The sequence below is a fragment of the Rhodococcus sp. AZ1 genome (assembly GCF_054979605.1).
The window spans coordinates 47,479-63,721 of sequence record NZ_JBUEQF010000006.1 but is presented as its reverse complement, the minus strand read 5'-3'; the positions used below and the strand labels follow the sequence as shown (position 1 = coordinate 63,721).

General features: G+C 66.3%; 10 protein-coding genes and 1 tRNA gene. 7 read left to right on the top strand and 4 right to left on the bottom strand.

Annotated features, from left to right (window positions below; all coding sequences use genetic code 11):
- The first annotated feature begins 156 nt into the window (after positions 1-156).
- The 3 genes from gltB to pyk all read left to right on the top strand — a co-directional run bounded on the left by gltB (position 157) and on the right by pyk (position 7,721).
- Positions 157-4,743 (top strand): glutamate synthase large subunit, encoded by a 4,587-nt coding sequence (gene gltB, locus ACY48E_RS09305; protein WP_462871872.1) that lies wholly within the window; start codon positions 157-159, stop codon positions 4,741-4,743.
- Complete coding sequence (locus ACY48E_RS09300; protein ID WP_462871871.1) at positions 4,736-6,238, top strand: glutamate synthase subunit beta; 1,503 nt, start codon at positions 4,736-4,738, stop codon at positions 6,236-6,238. Before gltB ends, ACY48E_RS09300 begins: the two co-directional genes overlap by 8 nt.
- Positions 6,239-6,305: 67 nt before the next feature.
- Positions 6,306-7,721: a pyruvate kinase gene (pyk, locus tag ACY48E_RS09295; RefSeq protein ID WP_462871870.1), complete on the top strand. Its 1,416-nt coding sequence runs from the start codon at positions 6,306-6,308 to the stop codon at positions 7,719-7,721.
- Between the two features lie 22 nt (positions 7,722-7,743).
- Here pyk and ACY48E_RS09290 read toward each other — a convergent pair whose 3' ends face one another.
- A complete protein-coding gene (locus ACY48E_RS09290; protein WP_462871869.1) occupies positions 7,744-9,192 on the bottom strand; it encodes an NAD-dependent succinate-semialdehyde dehydrogenase in 1,449 nt (482 codons plus the stop codon).
- A 567-nt stretch (positions 9,193-9,759) separates the two neighbouring features.
- On the opposite strand from ACY48E_RS09290, the gene ACY48E_RS09285 reads away from it, so the two are divergent.
- Positions 9,760-11,016, top strand: a complete 1,257-nt coding sequence (locus tag ACY48E_RS09285; RefSeq protein ID WP_462871868.1) for a DNA methyltransferase — start codon at positions 9,760-9,762, stop codon at positions 11,014-11,016.
- Entirely contained in the window at positions 11,016-12,194 is a 1,179-nt protein-coding gene (locus ACY48E_RS09280) for a TRM11 family methyltransferase (RefSeq protein WP_462871867.1), read from the top strand. Before ACY48E_RS09285 ends, ACY48E_RS09280 begins: the two co-directional genes overlap by 1 nt.
- Position 12,195: 1 nt before the next feature.
- Here ACY48E_RS09280 and ACY48E_RS09275 read toward each other — a convergent pair whose 3' ends face one another.
- The 3 genes from ACY48E_RS09275 to ACY48E_RS09265 form a co-directional block, all read right to left on the bottom strand.
- Positions 12,196-13,542, bottom strand: coding sequence for a hypothetical protein (locus ACY48E_RS09275; RefSeq protein WP_462871865.1), 1,347 nt, complete (start codon positions 13,540-13,542; stop codon positions 12,196-12,198).
- A 102-nt stretch (positions 13,543-13,644) separates the two neighbouring features.
- Entirely contained in the window at positions 13,645-13,845 is a 201-nt protein-coding gene (locus ACY48E_RS09270; protein ID WP_462871864.1) for an IS3 family transposase, read from the bottom strand.
- Positions 13,846-13,890: 45 nt separating this feature from the next.
- Positions 13,891-13,964: transfer RNA gene (locus tag ACY48E_RS09265), tRNA-Leu, on the bottom strand.
- A gap of 137 nt (positions 13,965-14,101) precedes the next feature.
- Between ACY48E_RS09265 and ACY48E_RS09260 the strand changes: the two genes are divergently transcribed.
- Positions 14,102-14,713, top strand: a complete 612-nt coding sequence (locus tag ACY48E_RS09260) for an ANTAR domain-containing response regulator (RefSeq protein ID WP_462871863.1) — start codon at positions 14,102-14,104, stop codon at positions 14,711-14,713.
- A 179-nt stretch (positions 14,714-14,892) separates the two neighbouring features.
- Entirely contained in the window at positions 14,893-16,227 is a 1,335-nt protein-coding gene (locus tag ACY48E_RS09255; protein ID WP_462871862.1) for an ABC transporter substrate-binding protein, read from the top strand.
- Positions 16,228-16,243 lie beyond the last annotated feature (16 nt).

Genomic DNA, 16,243 nt, shown 5'->3' with positions numbered 1-16,243 from the left:
GCAGGGTTGGCCTCCCGCTCTCAGGGCCAGGGTTGTCCCGACGGAACACAAGACAGCGACATTCGAGCGCCGTCGGCCACCGTCTCGGCTCCGATCAGGTCACCACCTTCGGTACGAATCCCGGTGGCTCGTCGGCACGAGCCAAGGGGAGCCGACGTGCTGTTTTCCCGGGTGCCATCCGAGCAGGGCCTCTACGATCCGGCGCAGGAGACCGATTCGTGCGGAGTGGCGATGGTTGCCGACATCGCCGGTCGGCCCTCGCACTCCATCGTCGCCGATGCGTTGTTGGCGCTCGAGAACCTCGAACACCGCGGGGCGGCGGGCGCCGAGCCCAACAGCGGTGACGGCGCAGGAATTCTCCTTCAGCTACCCGTCGAGTTGCTCACCGCGCTGGTCGATTTCCCGCTTCCGCCGCCGAACGCGGACGGCTCCACCACCTTCGCTGCGGGGATCTGCTTCCTTCCGACGGAGTCCGTCGCGCGCGCCGCCGCGGTGGCCCGCGTCGAATCGATCGCTGCCGAGGAAGGACTCGAGATCCTGGGCTGGCGCGACGTCGCCACCGACCCGGACGCCGCCGACGTGGGCAGCACCGCACGCGAGTGCATGCCCGTGATGCGATACCTGTTCGTGACCGCCCCGGCAGACGGTGACGGTGTCCGTCCCGGTGGGCTCGCACTCGATCGTCTGGTCTTCCCGCTGCGCAAGCGTGCGGAGCGGGTGACCGACGACATCGAGGCGGAAGGCAGCGGTCTGTTCTTCCCCTCGCTGTCCTCGCGCACCATCACCTACAAGGGGATGCTGACCACGCCGCAGCTGCCACGGTTCTTCCCGGAACTGCTCGACGAACGCTGCACCAGCGCAATTGCCATCGTGCACAGCCGTTTCTCCACCAACACCTTCCCGTCGTGGCCGTTGGCGCACCCGCACCGATTCGTCGCGCACAACGGGGAGATCAACACCGTGCGCGGTAACCGCAACCGCATGCGGGCACGCGAGGCGCTGCTGGCGAGTGAGCTGATCCCCGGTGACCTGTCGCGGCTGTACCCGATCTGCACACCGGGGGCATCGGATTCGGTGTCGCTCGACGAGGTGCTGGAACTGCTTCACCTCGGTGGGCGCAGCGTTCCGCACGCGGTGATGATGATGGTTCCCGAGCCGTGGGAGAACGACGAGAACATGGACCCGCGGGTCCGCGCGTTCTACCAGTTCCACGCGTCGCTGATGGAGGCCTGGGACGGTCCGGCGTGCGTGACCTTCACCGACGGCTCCTACGTGGGAGCGACCCTCGACCGCAACGGTTTACGGCCCGGACGCTGGTGGCGGACGGTCGACGGCCGCATCATCCTCGCCAGCGAGGCGGGTGTCCTGGACGTGGCGCCGGAGAATGTGGTGGCCAAGGGTCGACTCGAGCCGGGGAAGATGTTCCTCGTCGACACCGTGGCGGGACGATTGGTGCCCGACGAGGAGATCAAGAACGAGTTGGCCTCGGCCCACCCGTACTCCGAGTGGCTCCACGCGGGTCTGCTCAACCTCGACACGCTTCCCGATCGTGCGCGGGTGCGCTACACCCACGACTCGGTGGTTCGCCGGCAGGTCGCCTTCGGCTACACCGAGGAGGATCTGCGCATGGTGCTGACGCCGATGGCGGCGTCGGTCGGCGAGCCCCTCGGATCGATGGGCTCGGACAGCCCGAAAGCCGTTCTCTCGCAACGTTCCCGATCGCTCTACGACTACTTCGTCCAGCTCTTCGCGCAGGTGACCAACCCGCCGCTCGATGCCATACGCGAAGAGATCGTCACCTCGCTGGCCCGGGTGATGGGCCCCGAGCAGAACCTCCTCGAACCCACGGCGGCGTCGTGTCGGCAGATCGGGTTGCCGTGGCCCGTGCTCGACAACGCCGATCTGAACAAGATCATCCACATCAACGACGACGGCGATCATCCCGGCTTGTCCGCCACCGTGCTGCGTGCGCTCTACGACGTCGAGCGCGGCGGTGATGGCCTGGCCGAGGCCATCGAGGATCTGCGTGCCGGCGCATCGGAAGCGATCGCTGCCGGGTATCGAACGCTGGTGATCTCCGACCGAGACTCCGACCACACCCACGCGCCCATCCCGTCGCTGCTGGCCACATCGGCGGTGCACCACCATCTCGTGCGCACCAAGGAGCGCACCAAGGTTGCGCTGGTGGTCGAGTCCGGAGACGCCCGCGAGGTCCACCACCTCGCACTGCTCATCGGATTCGGCGCCGCGGCAGTGAATCCGTACCTGGCGATGGAATCGATCGAGGACCTCATCGGCGAGGGCGAACTCACCGGCGTCGAGCCGGCCACAGCGATCCGCAACTACATCAAGGGTCTGGGCAAGGGTGTGCTGAAGGTGATGTCGAAGATGGGCATCTCCACGGTCGGTTCGTACACCGGTGCCCAGGTGTTCGAGGCCATCGGCATCGATCGGGGCGTGATCGCCGAGTACTTCACCGGCACCACCAGCAAACTCGGCGGCGTCGGCTTGGACGTGATCGCCCGCGAGGTCGAGCTGCGTCACCGGCGTGCGTACCCGGAGAACCCCAACGACCGTGTTCATCGGCGTCTCGACGTCGGTGGCGAGTACCAGTTCCGGCGCGAGGGTGAGCTGCATCTGTTCACACCGGAAACGGTGTTCCTGCTCCAGCACGCCACGCGGACCGGACGTTACGAGGTGTTCGAGAAGTACACCGAGGAGGTCGATCGACTCTCTCGGGAGGGCGGCACGCTGCGTGGGCTGTTCACCTTCGACGAGACTCTGCGCGAGCCCGTCCCCCTCGACGAGGTGGAGTCCGTGGAGTCGATCGTCGCTCGATTCAACACCGGGGCGATGAGCTACGGCTCGATCTCGGCGGAGGCCCACGAGACCATGGCCATCGCCATGAATCGACTCGGCGGCCGATCGAACTCCGGGGAGGGCGGGGAGGACACCGCACGTCTGTACGACCCGACGCGACGCAGCGCCGTCAAGCAGGTCGCCAGTGGACGCTTCGGCGTGACCAGCGACTACCTCGTCAACGCCACCGACATCCAGATCAAGATGGCCCAGGGCGCCAAGCCCGGTGAAGGTGGGCAGCTTCCCGGATACAAGGTCGACCCGGCCGTGGCACGGACCAGGCACTCCACACCCGGGGTGGGGCTGATCTCCCCGCCGCCGCATCACGACATCTATTCGATCGAGGATCTCGCCCAGCTGATCCACGATCTGAAGAACGCCAACGAGAACGCACGGGTGCACGTCAAGCTGGTGAGCTCCGTCGGGGTCGGCACCGTCGCTGCCGGGGTGAGCAAGGCCCACGCCGATGTCGTGCTGATCTCCGGTTACGACGGCGGCACCGGCGCGGCCCCGCTGACCTCGCTCAAGCACGCGGGCGCCCCGTGGGAAGTCGGTCTCGCCGATGCCCAGCAGACCCTGGTTCTCAACGGTCTGCGCGACCGCATCACCGTGCAGGCCGACGGCGGTATGCGCACCGGACGTGACGTGGTGGTCGCGGCGTTGCTCGGCGCCGAGGAGTTCGGGTTCTCCACGGCACCGCTGATCGTGGCCGGGTGCGTGATGATGCGTGTCTGTCATCTCGACACGTGCCCGGTGGGTGTGGCCACCCAGAACCCGGAGCTACGCAAGCGATTCACCGGCAAGCCCGAGTTCGTGGAGGACTTCTTCCGCTTCGTCGCCACCGATGTGCGAAAGTATCTGGCGCGGTTGGGTTTCCGGAGCATCGACGAGGCTGTCGGGCGCGCCGACGTTCTCGACACCGCGGAGGGGGTGGCGCACTGGAAGAGCAGGGGCCTGGACCTCTCGCCGGTGTTCGCGGTGGCGCGGCCCGCCGAGGGCGCCCCGCCGCTGCAGCGGCGCCGGATGCGCGATCAGGACCACGGTCTCGATCGCGCACTGGATCGCACCCTGCTGCAGTTGGCCGAGGGCGCTCTCGAGGATGCCCACCCGGTGACCTTGGAACTGCCGGTCCGCAACATCAACCGCACGGTGGGAACGTTGCTCGGCTCCGAGGTCACTCGCCGTTTCGGTGCGGCCGGCCTGCCGGACGAGACGATCCACATCGAGCTCACGGGTTCGGCGGGGCAGTCCCTCGGTGCCTTCCTGCCGCCCGGCATCACCATCGACCTCGTCGGTGACGCGAACGACTATGTGGGCAAGGGACTCTCGGGCGGGCGCATCATCGTCAGACCTTCGCCGTCGTCGCGGTTCCTCGCCGAGGACAACGTCATCGCCGGAAACACCATCATCTACGGCGCCACCAGCGGTGAGGTGTTCCTTCGGGGGCGCGTCGGGGAGCGGTTCGCGGTGCGCAACTCGGGGGCGATCGCGGTCAACGAGGGGGTCGGCGACCACGCCTTCGAGTACATGACCGGCGGTCGATGCGTGGTGCTGGGCCCGACCGGACGCAACATGGCCGCGGGAATGTCGGGCGGGATCGCGTACGTGCTGCGCCTCGATCCGGCAGCGGTCAACCCCGCCATGGTGACCGTGCAGGTGCCCGACCCCGACGACCTGGCGTGGTTGCACACGGTCGTCACCCGCCATCGTGACCTCACCGGCTCGACCGTCGCGGAATCGATGCTGGCCGACTGGCCGCGTCGCTCGCGCGAGTTCGCGAAGATCATGCCCATCGACTATCAGCGGGTTCTCGACGCGACACGAATGGCGCGCGCCGAGGGGCGCGACGTCGACACTGCGATCATGGAGGCTGCACGTGGCTGATCCCCGCGGATTCCTGACCGTCACCAAGCAGGATTCACCCAAGAGGCCGATACCCGAGCGCGTCGGCGACTGGCGCGAGGTCTACGCGCCGCTGCCCATCGTGACGCGGTCGGCGGAGGTCGCTGTTCAGGCGCGCCGCTGCATGGATTGCGGAATCCCGTTCTGCCACTCGGGAACCGCCGGGTGCCCGCTGGGCAACCTGATTCCGGAGTGGAACGATCTGGTGCGCCGCGATCGGTGGGGCGCGGCGATCGACCGGCTGCACGCGACGAACAACTTCCCCGAGTTCACCGGGCGCGTGTGTCCGGCACCGTGCGAGGCCGCCTGTGTGCTGTCGATCTCCGAGGCCGACACCGGGGGCAGCGTCACGATCAAGCGCATCGAACAGACCATCGCCGATCGCGCATGGTCGGACGGGTCCATCGTGCCGTCCCCGCCGTCGATCAGTATCGGCAAGGCGGTGGCGGTGGTCGGCTCGGGTCCCGCGGGTCTGGCTGCGGCGCAACAGCTCACCCGTGCCGGTCACGATGTGACCGTGTACGAGCGCGATGATCGTCTCGGTGGACTGCTGCGCTACGGCATCCCCGAGTTCAAGCTGGAGAAGGCCGTGCTCGATCAGCGTCTGATGCAGATGCGCGCCGAGGGAACGCATTTCGTCACCGAGTGCGAGGTCGGGGTCGACGTGACCGTCGAGCAGTTGCGGGGCCAGTACGACAGCGTGATCCTTGCCGTCGGCGCGCTGGCGGCCCGCGACGACATCGAGGTCGAGGGTCGCCACCTCAATGGTGTGCACCTGGCGATGGAGCACCTGGTTCCCTCCAACCGTGAGCGCGAGGGGGACGGCCCGGCCCCGATCACGGCTTCCGGCAAGCATGTGGTGATCATCGGTGGCGGGGACACCGGTGCGGACTGCCTCGGTACCGCGCATCGGCAGGGTGCCCTGTCGGTGACCCAACTCGACTACAACCCGGAACTGCCCGTCGAGCGCGACGAGACCACCTCGCCCTGGCCCACCTGGCCCATGGTGATGCGCGTCTCGCCTGCTCACGCCGAAGGTGGCGTGGTCAAGCACCAGGTCGCGGTGCAGCGCTTCGTCGGCGACGACCACGGTCATGTCCGTTCGGTGGTGCTGGCCGAGGTTCGTGTCGATCGCACCGGTGGCAAGCGAACCATCATCCCGGTCGGCGACGAGATCGAGATCCCGTGTGACCTGGCCCTGTTCGCGATCGGGTTCGAGGGTCCCGAGCCGAGTGTCCTGCTCGACGATCTCGGGATCGAGTTGACCAAGCGCGGGGCGGTGTCCTGCGGACCCGACTGGCAGACATCGGCCCCCGGGGTCTTCGTGTGCGGGGACGCGCATCGGGGCGCATCACTGGTGGTGTGGGCGATCGCGGAGGGCCGCTCGGCCGCGCACGCCGTCGACGCGTACCTCACGGGCGAGTCGGACCTGCCGGCGCCGGTGCATCCGACTGCTCTTCCCCTCACGGTGCTGTGATCGCAGAACCGGACGAACCGGACTGGATCGATAGAGAAGGTCGTGCTCAGCGTCTACTGTCGTCGTTGTGACCCGTCGAACGAAAATTGTCTGCACCCTGGGACCGGCAACAGCAACCGACGAGAAGATCGTCGAGCTCGTCGAGAGTGGAATGGACGTCGCGAGGCTGAACTTCAGTCACGGTGACTACCCCGATCACGAGGCCAACTACCGACGGGTCCGGGCCGCGTCCGACGCCACCGGGAAGGCCGTCGGCATCCTCGCCGACCTGCAGGGGCCGAAGATTCGCCTCGGTCGTTTCGCCGAGGGGCGCACCACCTGGGCCAACGGCGAGCAGGTTCGGATCACGGTCGACGAGTGCGAGGGAACCCACGACCGGGTCTCCACCACCTACAAGGAACTTGCTCAGGACGCCAAGCCAGGTGACCGACTGCTGGTCGACGACGGCAAGGTCGGTCTGATCGTCGAGAGCGTGCAGGGCAACGACGTTCTCTGTCGCGTCACCGAGGGCGGTCCGGTGAGCAACAACAAGGGCGTCTCCCTTCCGGGCATGGACGTCTCGGTGCCGGCGATGTCGGAGAAGGACCGCGAGGACCTCGAGTTCGCGCTGAATCTGGGCGTGGATTTCATCGCCCTGTCCTTCGTTCGCTCACCGGCCGATGTGGAGCTGGTTCACGATGTCATGGATCGCGTCGGTCGCCGTGTGCCGGTGATCGCCAAGATCGAGAAGCCCGAGGCAGTGGACAACCTCGAGGCGATCGTGCTCGCGTTCGATGCGGTGATGGTCGCTCGCGGCGATCTCGGTGTGGAGCTTCCCCTCGAACAGGTCCCGCTGGTTCAGAAGCGCGCCATCCACATTGCGCGCGCCAACGCCAAGCCCGTCATCGTCGCCACCCAGATGCTGGAGTCGATGATCGAGAACTCCCGGCCCACGCGCGCCGAGGCGTCCGATGTCGCGAACGCCGTCCTCGACGGCACCGACGCGGTCATGCTCTCCGGCGAGACCTCGGTGGGCAAGTTCGTCATGGAGACCGTGCGCACGATGGCGCGGATCGTCGAGACCGTGGAGACGCAGGGCGATGCCGTCCCGGCGCTCACCCACACTCCGCGCACCAAGCGCGGCGTGCTCTCCTACGCTGCGCGCGACATCGGTGAGCGCCTCGATGCCAAGGCCCTGGTTGCGTTCACCGAGTCCGGTGACACGGTTCGGCGCATGTCGCGTCTGCACTCGCGGTTGCCGCTGCTGGCCTTCACCTCCAAGGCCGAGGTGCGCAGCCAGCTCGCCCTGACATGGGGAACCGAGACGTTCCTGGTGCCGGCCGTCGACAGCACCGACGCCATGGTGCGTGAGGTCGATCGCTCGCTCCTCGGGCTGGACCGGTACGGGCGCGGCGATCAGGTGGTGATCGTGGCCGGTGCGCCTCCGGGCACGGTCGGATCGACCAACCTCATTCGCGTGCACCGCATCGGTGAGGACGACTGACCCCGGCCGTCGATCGCGAGTTCTACTGCAGGGCGATGTATTTCGTGTCGAGATACTCCTCGATGCCCTCGGCGCCACCCTCACGTCCGTAGCCGGACTCCTTGACCCCACCGAAGGGTGCGGCCGCGTCGGAGATGGCGCCGCGGTTCACCCCGACCATCCCGGAGTTCAGTGCCTCGGCCACGCGCACGGTGCGGTCGAGATCTCGGGTGAAGAAGTACGAGACCAGCCCGTACTCGGTGTCGTTGGCCGCGTCGATCGCCTCGGCCTCGGTGTCGAACCCGATGATCGCGGCGACGGGCCCGAAGATCTCCTCCCGCAGCAACGCCGCGTCGCCGGGAATCCGGTCGAGCACCGTGGGGGTGTAGAAGAATCCCGGTCCATCGGGCGCGCTGCCGCCGGTTCGCACCGTCGCTCCGCGCGAGACGGCGTCGTCGACCAGATCACTGACGGTGGTCAGCTGAGCCTGCGAGATCAGCGGACCGATGTCTGTGTCCGGCTCCTGTCCGGGACCCACGCGCAGCGCCCGAACACGGGCGGTGAACTTGTCGGTGAACTCCTCGCGCACCGAGTTCGCAACGTACAGGCGGTTCGCCGCCGTGCACGCCTCGCCGCCGTTGCGGAACTTCGCCAGCATGGCCCCGTCGACGGCCGCGTCGATGTCCGCGTCGTCGAACACCAGGAACGGGGCGTTGCCGCCCAGTTCCATCGACGTGCGCAGCAGGCGGTCGGCGGCGCTTCGGACCAATCGTTTCCCCACCGCGGTCGAACCCGTGAACGTGATCTTGCGTAGGCGGGGGTCGGCGATGAGCGGGCCGGTGACCCCGGCGGCGTCGGTGGTGGGCAGGATGGACACGACGCCGGGTGGAACTCCGGCATCGGCGAGGACCTGGCCGAGCAGGAGCATGGTCAGCGGGGTCTCGGCGGCAGGCTTGACGATCACCGTGCACCCCGCTGCCAGAGCCGGACCGATCTTGCGGGTGCCCATCGCGAGGGGGAAGTTCCACGGCGTGATGGCCAGTACCGGGCCGACGGGTGCCTTGCTCACCAGGATTCGACCGTTGCCGGCCGGGGCCGCGCCGAGCCGACCACCGATGCGCACCGCCTCCTCGGAGAACCAGCGAAGGAACTCTGCCCCGTAGGCCACCTCGCCCCGGCTCTCGCGCAAGGCCTTACCCATCTCCAGGGTCATGACGAGAGCGAACTCCTCCGCCCGCCGATGAATCAGTTCGAATGCGCGACGCAGGATCTCGCCGCGATCGCGTGCGGGAGTGCGTGCCCACTCGCCCTGCACCGACACCGCCGCATGCAGCGCGGCCATACCGTCGGCCGCCGAGGCGTTGGCCACGGTGGTCAACTGCTGCCCGGTGGCCGGGTCGAACACCGGAAACCGATCGGGCGTGGGGGTCTGCACCCCGCCCAGCCACAGATCCGTGGGCAGTGAACCGATGAGTTCCGAGGCGGCCGTCATGGCCGGGACTCTACTTGTCGGCCGCGGTGCACATCATGCGACGTTACTCGAACCAAGCCGACCACCTGTTGAGGTCGCTGGAGCGGTACTTTCCGGCGAATCCGGTTCGTGTCGAACGTCCAGTTCGCCCGGCGGCGAGGCTCCCTGCGGACAAATTGTCGCAGACGGACCAGCTGACCATCATCCAGGCCTACCAGTCCGGAGACGTGTCGCTTGCCGCCCTTGCCGAGCAGTTCCGGGTAAGTGACTACTCGATCCGAAAGGTGCTTCAAGCGGCTGGCGTGTCGCCGAAACGAGGGTCTGTGTCGCGAGCGAAGCTAGACGAGATCCAGGACTCTTGGGACGCGGGCATGCAGGTTCTGAAGATCGTTCGGCGAACCGGCGTGCTCGAGGCCAGCGTGCGGCTCATCGTTGCTGGTCGCACTCGTCCGGCACGGTAAGCGCAGAAGCAGCAGCGCGATGCATTGAATGACCAGTTCTTCTCCACATGCGTGCGCTTTCTCGCAGTTGTCCACAGACGCTGTGCGCCGTCCAAGGAGTGTCGGTCCGGTCGCGTAAGTTCATCCCATGCCAACGACCGCGCCCCTCGCCAAGCCCGTCCGGTCCCAGCCATCCCGCCGAACCGGGGGCGGGACAGGACGCAATGGTCTCGGCGTCTTCGGCGCCAACAAGGCACGGCCGTTCCACCGCTGGTACCCGTTCGTGGAGGGCTACAGCGCGGATCTCGTGGAGCGAGCGCTAAGGGAGCAGTCCACCCCTGGCACTGTGCTCGACCCGTTCGGCGGATCTGGAACAACGGCATTGGCTGCTGCGATGCTCGGTCGCGACTCGGTGTTCGCAGAAGTGAACCCATACATGGCGTGGGTTGCAGACGTCAAGATCAACCAGTCGCGACACGTTGCCGCTGACGGCACCTCTGGTGAGCTTCGTGCACTCGCTGCCGAGCTGAATGGACCTCTGCCGCCCGCCGATTCGGAGCACCCCCTTCTGGTAGCTGACCGGGTGCGTGGCTACTTCCCTGACGGCGTGGCCGAGCAGGTAGTTGCCATCGAGGCCCTGATCGACAAGACCTTGACCAGCGGCGCCCGTGAAGTGGCTCGCCTCGCGCTCGGAAGCTCGCTGGTCCCTTCGAGCAACATGGTGCGTCGCACTGACCTTCGCAAGCGTGTGCCGAGCGACAAGGCACCGGACAACCTGATCGAGACCGTTGCTCGCCACCTCCACGAGTTCGCCTCTGACGTTGACGAGCACGCAGGCTCGATCCATGGCTCCGTGAAGCACATCGCGGGTGATGTTCGTGACCAGTGGGTCGAGGAGCCCGAAGTGTCGGTTGTGGTGACGTCGCCGCCATACTTGAACGGCACCAATTACTGCCGCAACACAAAGCTCGAACTGCTCACGCTGGGCTTCATCAAGAGTGAGAAGGACCTGACCAACCTCCGGGTTTCGATGATCTCCGCAGGCATCAACAACGTGTCCAAGCGTCGTGTCGAGGCCGAGACCATTGAGCGCGTCGAGCAGGTTGCCCAACAGCTCGATGAGGTCGCCTACGACGTGCGCATCCCCACGCTCGTGCGCACGTACTTCTCGGACATGAAGGGCGCACTGACGCAGGTTCGGAAGCACGCCGTGAAGGGTGCGCGCATGTATTTCGACATCGGCGACAGCCGATACTCCGGAATCCACGTTCCGACCCACACGCTCCTGCGCACGATCGCCGAGGAGGTTGGCTGGGGATTCCTCGACGAGGAAGTGCTGCGGACGCGGCGCTCGTACGACGGTTCGCAGCTGACCCAGGTCCTCATGCACTTCGAGGCCATCTGATGTCTGAAGCACTGTTCGATCTTGTTGCCTCCCCCGCCGCGGATCAGGACATCGCGGCCCGGGCGTTGAGGTTCTGCGAGACCGCACCGCACCGCGTCGGCGAGTTCGCAAAGCGCAACTGGGGCGGGCCCCTGCACTCCCTGTGCTCGTATCAGGGCAAGCTCAAGCCATCTATCGCTCGATTCCTCGTTGAGTGGTTCACCAAGCCGGGCGACCGCGTGCTTGACCCGATGGGCGGCGTCGGTTCGATCCCGCTCGAAGCTAGGCGCCTCGGTCGCGTGGGCATCTCTACCGATCTGAGTCCTCTGGCGGTGGCCGTCTCGCGAGCGAAGCTGGAGACGTTCGACGAGGCCGACGTCTGGCGCGGCCTGAAGGACCTCGAGACGTACATCAAGGATCCGGGCGCGAAGCCAGACATGAGGCATGCGGAGTTCGGCCTCAATGGCCCGATCTCGGCCTACTTCCACGAGGACACGCTGCGAGAGATTCTGCTCGCCCGCCAGTACTTCCTCAACGAGCAGATGGACGTCAGCGACGCTGCCCGCGACGTCATCAAGAGCAGCCTGCTCCATATCCTGCACGGCAATCGCCCCTATGCGCTGTCGCGCCGATCGCACCCGGTCACGCCGTTCGCGCCGACCGGGCCGACGATCTACCGCCCAGTCGGAGAAGCGCTCCGTGTGCGGCTGGATCGGATCGTGCCGCACCTGAACGCACTCGAACTGGATGGCCCCGCTGGCGAAGCGCACCTGACTGACTTCCGGAAGCTGGACCTGGGCGAGCCTGTCGACGCGGTCATCACGTCGCCTCCGTTCTCGAAGTCGATCCGCTTTTGGACGAGCAACTGGATGCGCCTCTGGTTCGCCGGCTGGGAGCCTGAGGACTTCAAGAGTGAGCCGAACAAGTTCCTCGAGGTCGAGCAGAAGAACCACTTCGATGCGTACGGCGAGTTCGCCGAGTCGATGGCGCGGGTGATGAAGCCTGGCGCTCCGCTCATCATGCACCTCGGTGAGACGGCGACCGTCAACATGGCCACGGCAATCCAGCCGCAGCTTTCAAACCACTTCGACGTTCGCTTCGTCGGCCGCGAGTCCGTCACAGACACCGAAAGCCATGGGCTCCGCGACAAGGGTTCGACGGTTGCGCACTGGTACGTGTTCGCGACCGCGAAGGACTGAATCACTCCAGCTTGTATGGAGCTCCGCCAGGGTAACGGTCTAGCACGCGGCGGAGCGCCTTCAGGACCAGGTCTGCGGTGCGCTTGCCGTCGTGGACGCGCTGCAGCGCGGGCAGCACCAAGAACTCGTCATAGAACCAGTCGATTTTCTGGCCGAGGAGGTCGACCGCCTCGACGTTTGGGCCGGGATCCTGCAGCTCAGCGAGCGGGATGCCCGTGATTTCAGCCAGCCTCTCCAACTCGTCGGCGGTGTAGAACTCGGCCGGAGCTCGGTCGCGCTTCTCGGAGTTGTGAGTAGCGCACAGCGAGGTCGCCGTTTCATCGAGCGGCCAGAGCATGGCAAGTGGACGCGTGTGGTCGAGGTGCATCTCGTTCTCGCTGGCAATCGCCGTACCGCACTTGAAGCACCGGCCATCGAACTTGTCGTAGATGTCCGCCGACAGCTCGCGGCCCGTCCGGCTCTTGTATCGGAGCAGGTCTGAACCCCGGTACAGGTGCTCCAGGAGCAGCTGGAAGTGCCGCCGTCGCTGGCCGTCCTCCTTCATCTGCCCGGCCGTGCGCTGGGGATTGAGCGCCAGATTCACCTCAAACTTCTTACAGAAGCGGCACTCCATCTGGAAGCCATACGAGAAGGTCCGAACCTCATCGGAGCCCTCGACCGCGATCCGGCCGAAGGTGGCGTGCGTGCAGGTCGGGGTGGCGTGGTGGTTGCTGTAGCTGAGCGTGTTGCGCTCGTTGGCCGAGTTGAGCGGTAGGAAGCGGCCGCAGCGATTGCATGCCTTGAGCAGGATCTCGGCTCCATGGACGCGCGACAGATGGCTGTCATGGAAGTGGACGTGCCCGGGGCGCTCGGGGTCGTGAAAGTTGGCCTCAGGGGCGATGAACCACTGGTTCTTGAGGACCTGCGGCTTCGCCTCCAGCGTCTCATCGATGTAGTCGTGCTGAATTCCGCCCGCCTGCATGTCGTAGATAGTGACGATCCCGCGCCGTGCTGCTGTAAACGTCAGGACGGCGTCGTACGCGTCGTGCGGACCCTGGAGTTGCGTGCCGACCTTGTTCCAGTTGGGGTTCACGTACTCCGTCAGGATGTGCTTGCCACCGAAGTCGAGACCGACGTCGATGCCATCATCCGCGATGAACCAGCCACCGAAGCCAGCGAACTCGTCGTCCAGGGAGTCGGGAACGCTGAACGTGATCGTGAGCGTCTGTCCGGCGTCAAGGAGGTACCCGTCCAGCTGCTCGGTGTCCACGCGCACCTGAGCCTTGACCGAGTACCCAGCGCGACGGGTCATCGGGCGTCGGCGTTCTGCCCACTCGGTCTTGCCAGCGAGCTTGTTGTTCCGCGCCATGTCCAGCCTCTCCGCGTGCGTACGCCGCGTGTCAGCATAGGGATGGCATCAGGCTGCTGATGGGAGCTTGACCCGGTTTCCCGGGCAGTTCGGGTTGGGTGTTCAGGCCACGTCTGAGGTGACCCGTTGCTGGTAGGCGTGTCCGTAGTCCACCGGCGAGGAGTAGCCGATCCCGGAGTGCCGGCGATGCGGGTTGTACCAGGCCTCGATCCATTCGAAGATCGCAGAGGCGAGCTGGTCTCTGCTGTCCCACGATCGGGTGTCGAGCAGCTCACGTTGCATCGTCGACCAGAACGACTCCATCAAGCTCCCATCTCCTCCGTGAGGGTTCGAGTAAGCGTCATGCGGTGCCCTCGGTGAGACTCGAACTCACACTGCACGGGTTTTGAATCCGTTTCCTCTGCCAATTGGGATACGAGGGCAGCTCGACCGGCGTCGGCCGTGCGGTAGCCGAGTGTAGAAGATCGGCAGGTCCAGCGGAGCACCGGTACCCTTCGACCGGTGGCCGGATCGTCGCTCACGGCCCACCCCGCACGCGGAACAGAATTTGGAGGCCCCCATGACCGGTCCGTCCGATCAGGCCGGCCCCTCCCGCCGCGTGCTCGTCGCCGAGGACGAATCGCTCATCCGGCTCGACCTCGTCGAGATGCTCCGGGAGGAGGGGTACGACGTGGTGGGGGAGGCCGCCGACGGCCAGCAGGCCGTGGACCTGGCGACCGAGCTCCGCCCGGACCTGGTGATCATGGACGTGAAGATGCCCCGTCGTGATGGTATCGACGCCGCCTCGGAGATCGCCGCGAATCGCATTGCGCCGGTGGTCATCCTGACGGCGTTCGGTCAGCGCGACCTCGTCGAGCGCGCGCGCGACGCCGGTGCGATGGCATACATCGTCAAACCCTTCACCAAGGGCGACCTCGTGCCTGCAGTGGAGTTGGCGGTCAGCCGCTTCCAGGAGATCGCGGCACTCGAGTCCGAGGTGGCCGATCTGAAGGAGCGTCTGGACACGCGCAAGACGGTCGAACGCGCGAAAGGTCTTCTGATGGTGTCGCAATCGCTGACCGAGCCGGAAGCGTTCCGCTGGATCCAGCGCGCGGCGATGGACCGACGCAGCACCATGAAGGACGTCGCACTGGTGATCATCGAGACCCTCGCGCCCACACCCGAGACCTGAGCGATTCCCGTCCGCGCCGGGCCAGTGATACCGGCGCGTTAAATCCACCAATACTCGTATAACAGTCAGGTCACGAGGGCGTCGCGGGGACTCGTTAACCCGACGGGGGATATAGCGTTCTCCCACACGCGTGGCGCGTTCGGGTAAGCCTCGCACCGATCCCTGCTAGGAGAACATTGATGGCAACACGGACAGTCGTCCGCACGGCCGCAGTGGTGAGCGTCGCGTCGCTCGCCCTGTTCGGCTGCTCCTCGAGTGACAACTCCTCGGGCAGTTCCGCGTCGTCGGGCAGTGCGTCGTCGGAGACCACCGTCGACACCAATTGCACCCCACCCCAGGCGACAGCGGGGGCAACCCCGGTGACCACGCCGCTCAAGATCGGCACGATCCTCCCGGAGACCGGGTCCCTGGCCTTCCTCGGCCCGCCCGAGGTCGCCGGCGTGCAGCTCGCCGTGAACGATGTCAACGCCGCGGGCGGGGTTCTGGCTCAGCCCGTTCAGCTGTTCCCCGGCGATTCCGGTGACACCACCACCGACACCGCCAATGCGACGGTCGACCGCGTGCTCGCGCAGGGTGTGTCGGTCATCGTCGGTGCGGCCTCGTCCTCGGTATCGCTGAAGGTCATCGACAAGATCGCCAGCGCGGGCGTGGTGCAGTTCTCGCCGGCCAACACCTCCGACCAGTTCGTCTGCTACCCGGACAAGGGCCAGTACTTCCGCACCGCTCCCACCGATGTTCTGCAGGCGCAGGCGCTCTCGCAGCTCATCGCCGACGACGGCGGACAGCGCGTGTCGATCCTGGCCCTGAACGACCCCTACGGAACCGGCTTGGCCGCGAACACCGTGCGTGACCTCGAGGCTGCGGGGATCAAGTCCGATCAGGTTCAGAAGATCATCTACGACCCCAACGCCCAGTCGTTCAACGCCGAGGTCGACCAGGTGAAGAACTTCAACCCCGACGCCGTCGCCGTGATCGGGTTCGACGAGTCGGCGAAGATCATCACCCGCATGCACGAGGTGGGTATCGGCCCGTCCGACGGCAAGGTCAAGGTCTACGGCGTCGACGGAAACATGGGCAACGCCCTCGGTGAGGCCGTCGCTCCGGGTCTGCTGGCCGGGATGAAGGGCACCACCCCGCTCACCGCCACGAGCCCGGACTTCCAGGCACGCCTCAAGGCCGTCAACCCTGCGCTGGTGGACTTCAACTACGCAGGTGAGTCGTACGACGCGGTCGTCATCTCCGCCCTCGCGGCAGAGCAGGCCAAGTCCACCGCGGGCACCGACATCGCGGCGAACATCAACAAGGTCACCAAGGACGGCACCAAGTGCACCAGCTTCGCGCAGTGCCTGCCCCTGGTGAAGGCCGGCACCGACATCGACTACGACGGCATCACCGGTGAGCTGTCGTTCACCGATTCGGGTGAGCCGTCCGTCGGGTCGTACGGTCGTCTCGAGTTCGGGCCCGACAACAAGCTCATCGAGCCCACCCCCGGCTACATCGTGGTCAAGAAGTAGCGGGTCCCACCACGCG

Excerpts from the sequence above, each read along its gene's own strand:
- ACY48E_RS09290 (WP_462871869.1), bottom strand. The coding sequence starts at position 9,192 with ATGACGGCCGCCTCGGAACTCATCGGTTCACTGCCCACGGATCTGTGG.
- ACY48E_RS09285 (WP_462871868.1), top strand. The coding sequence starts at position 9,760 with ATGCCAACGACCGCGCCCCTCGCCAAGCCCGTCCGGTCCCAGCCATCC.
- ACY48E_RS09280 (WP_462871867.1), top strand. The coding sequence starts at position 11,016 with ATGTCTGAAGCACTGTTCGATCTTGTTGCCTCCCCCGCCGCGGATCAG.
- ACY48E_RS09275 (WP_462871865.1), bottom strand. The coding sequence starts at position 13,542 with ATGGCGCGGAACAACAAGCTCGCTGGCAAGACCGAGTGGGCAGAACGC.
- ACY48E_RS09270 (WP_462871864.1), bottom strand. The coding sequence starts at position 13,845 with ATGGAGTCGTTCTGGTCGACGATGCAACGTGAGCTGCTCGACACCCGA.
- ACY48E_RS09260 (WP_462871863.1), top strand. The coding sequence starts at position 14,102 with ATGACCGGTCCGTCCGATCAGGCCGGCCCCTCCCGCCGCGTGCTCGTC.
- ACY48E_RS09255 (WP_462871862.1), top strand. The coding sequence starts at position 14,893 with ATGGCAACACGGACAGTCGTCCGCACGGCCGCAGTGGTGAGCGTCGCG.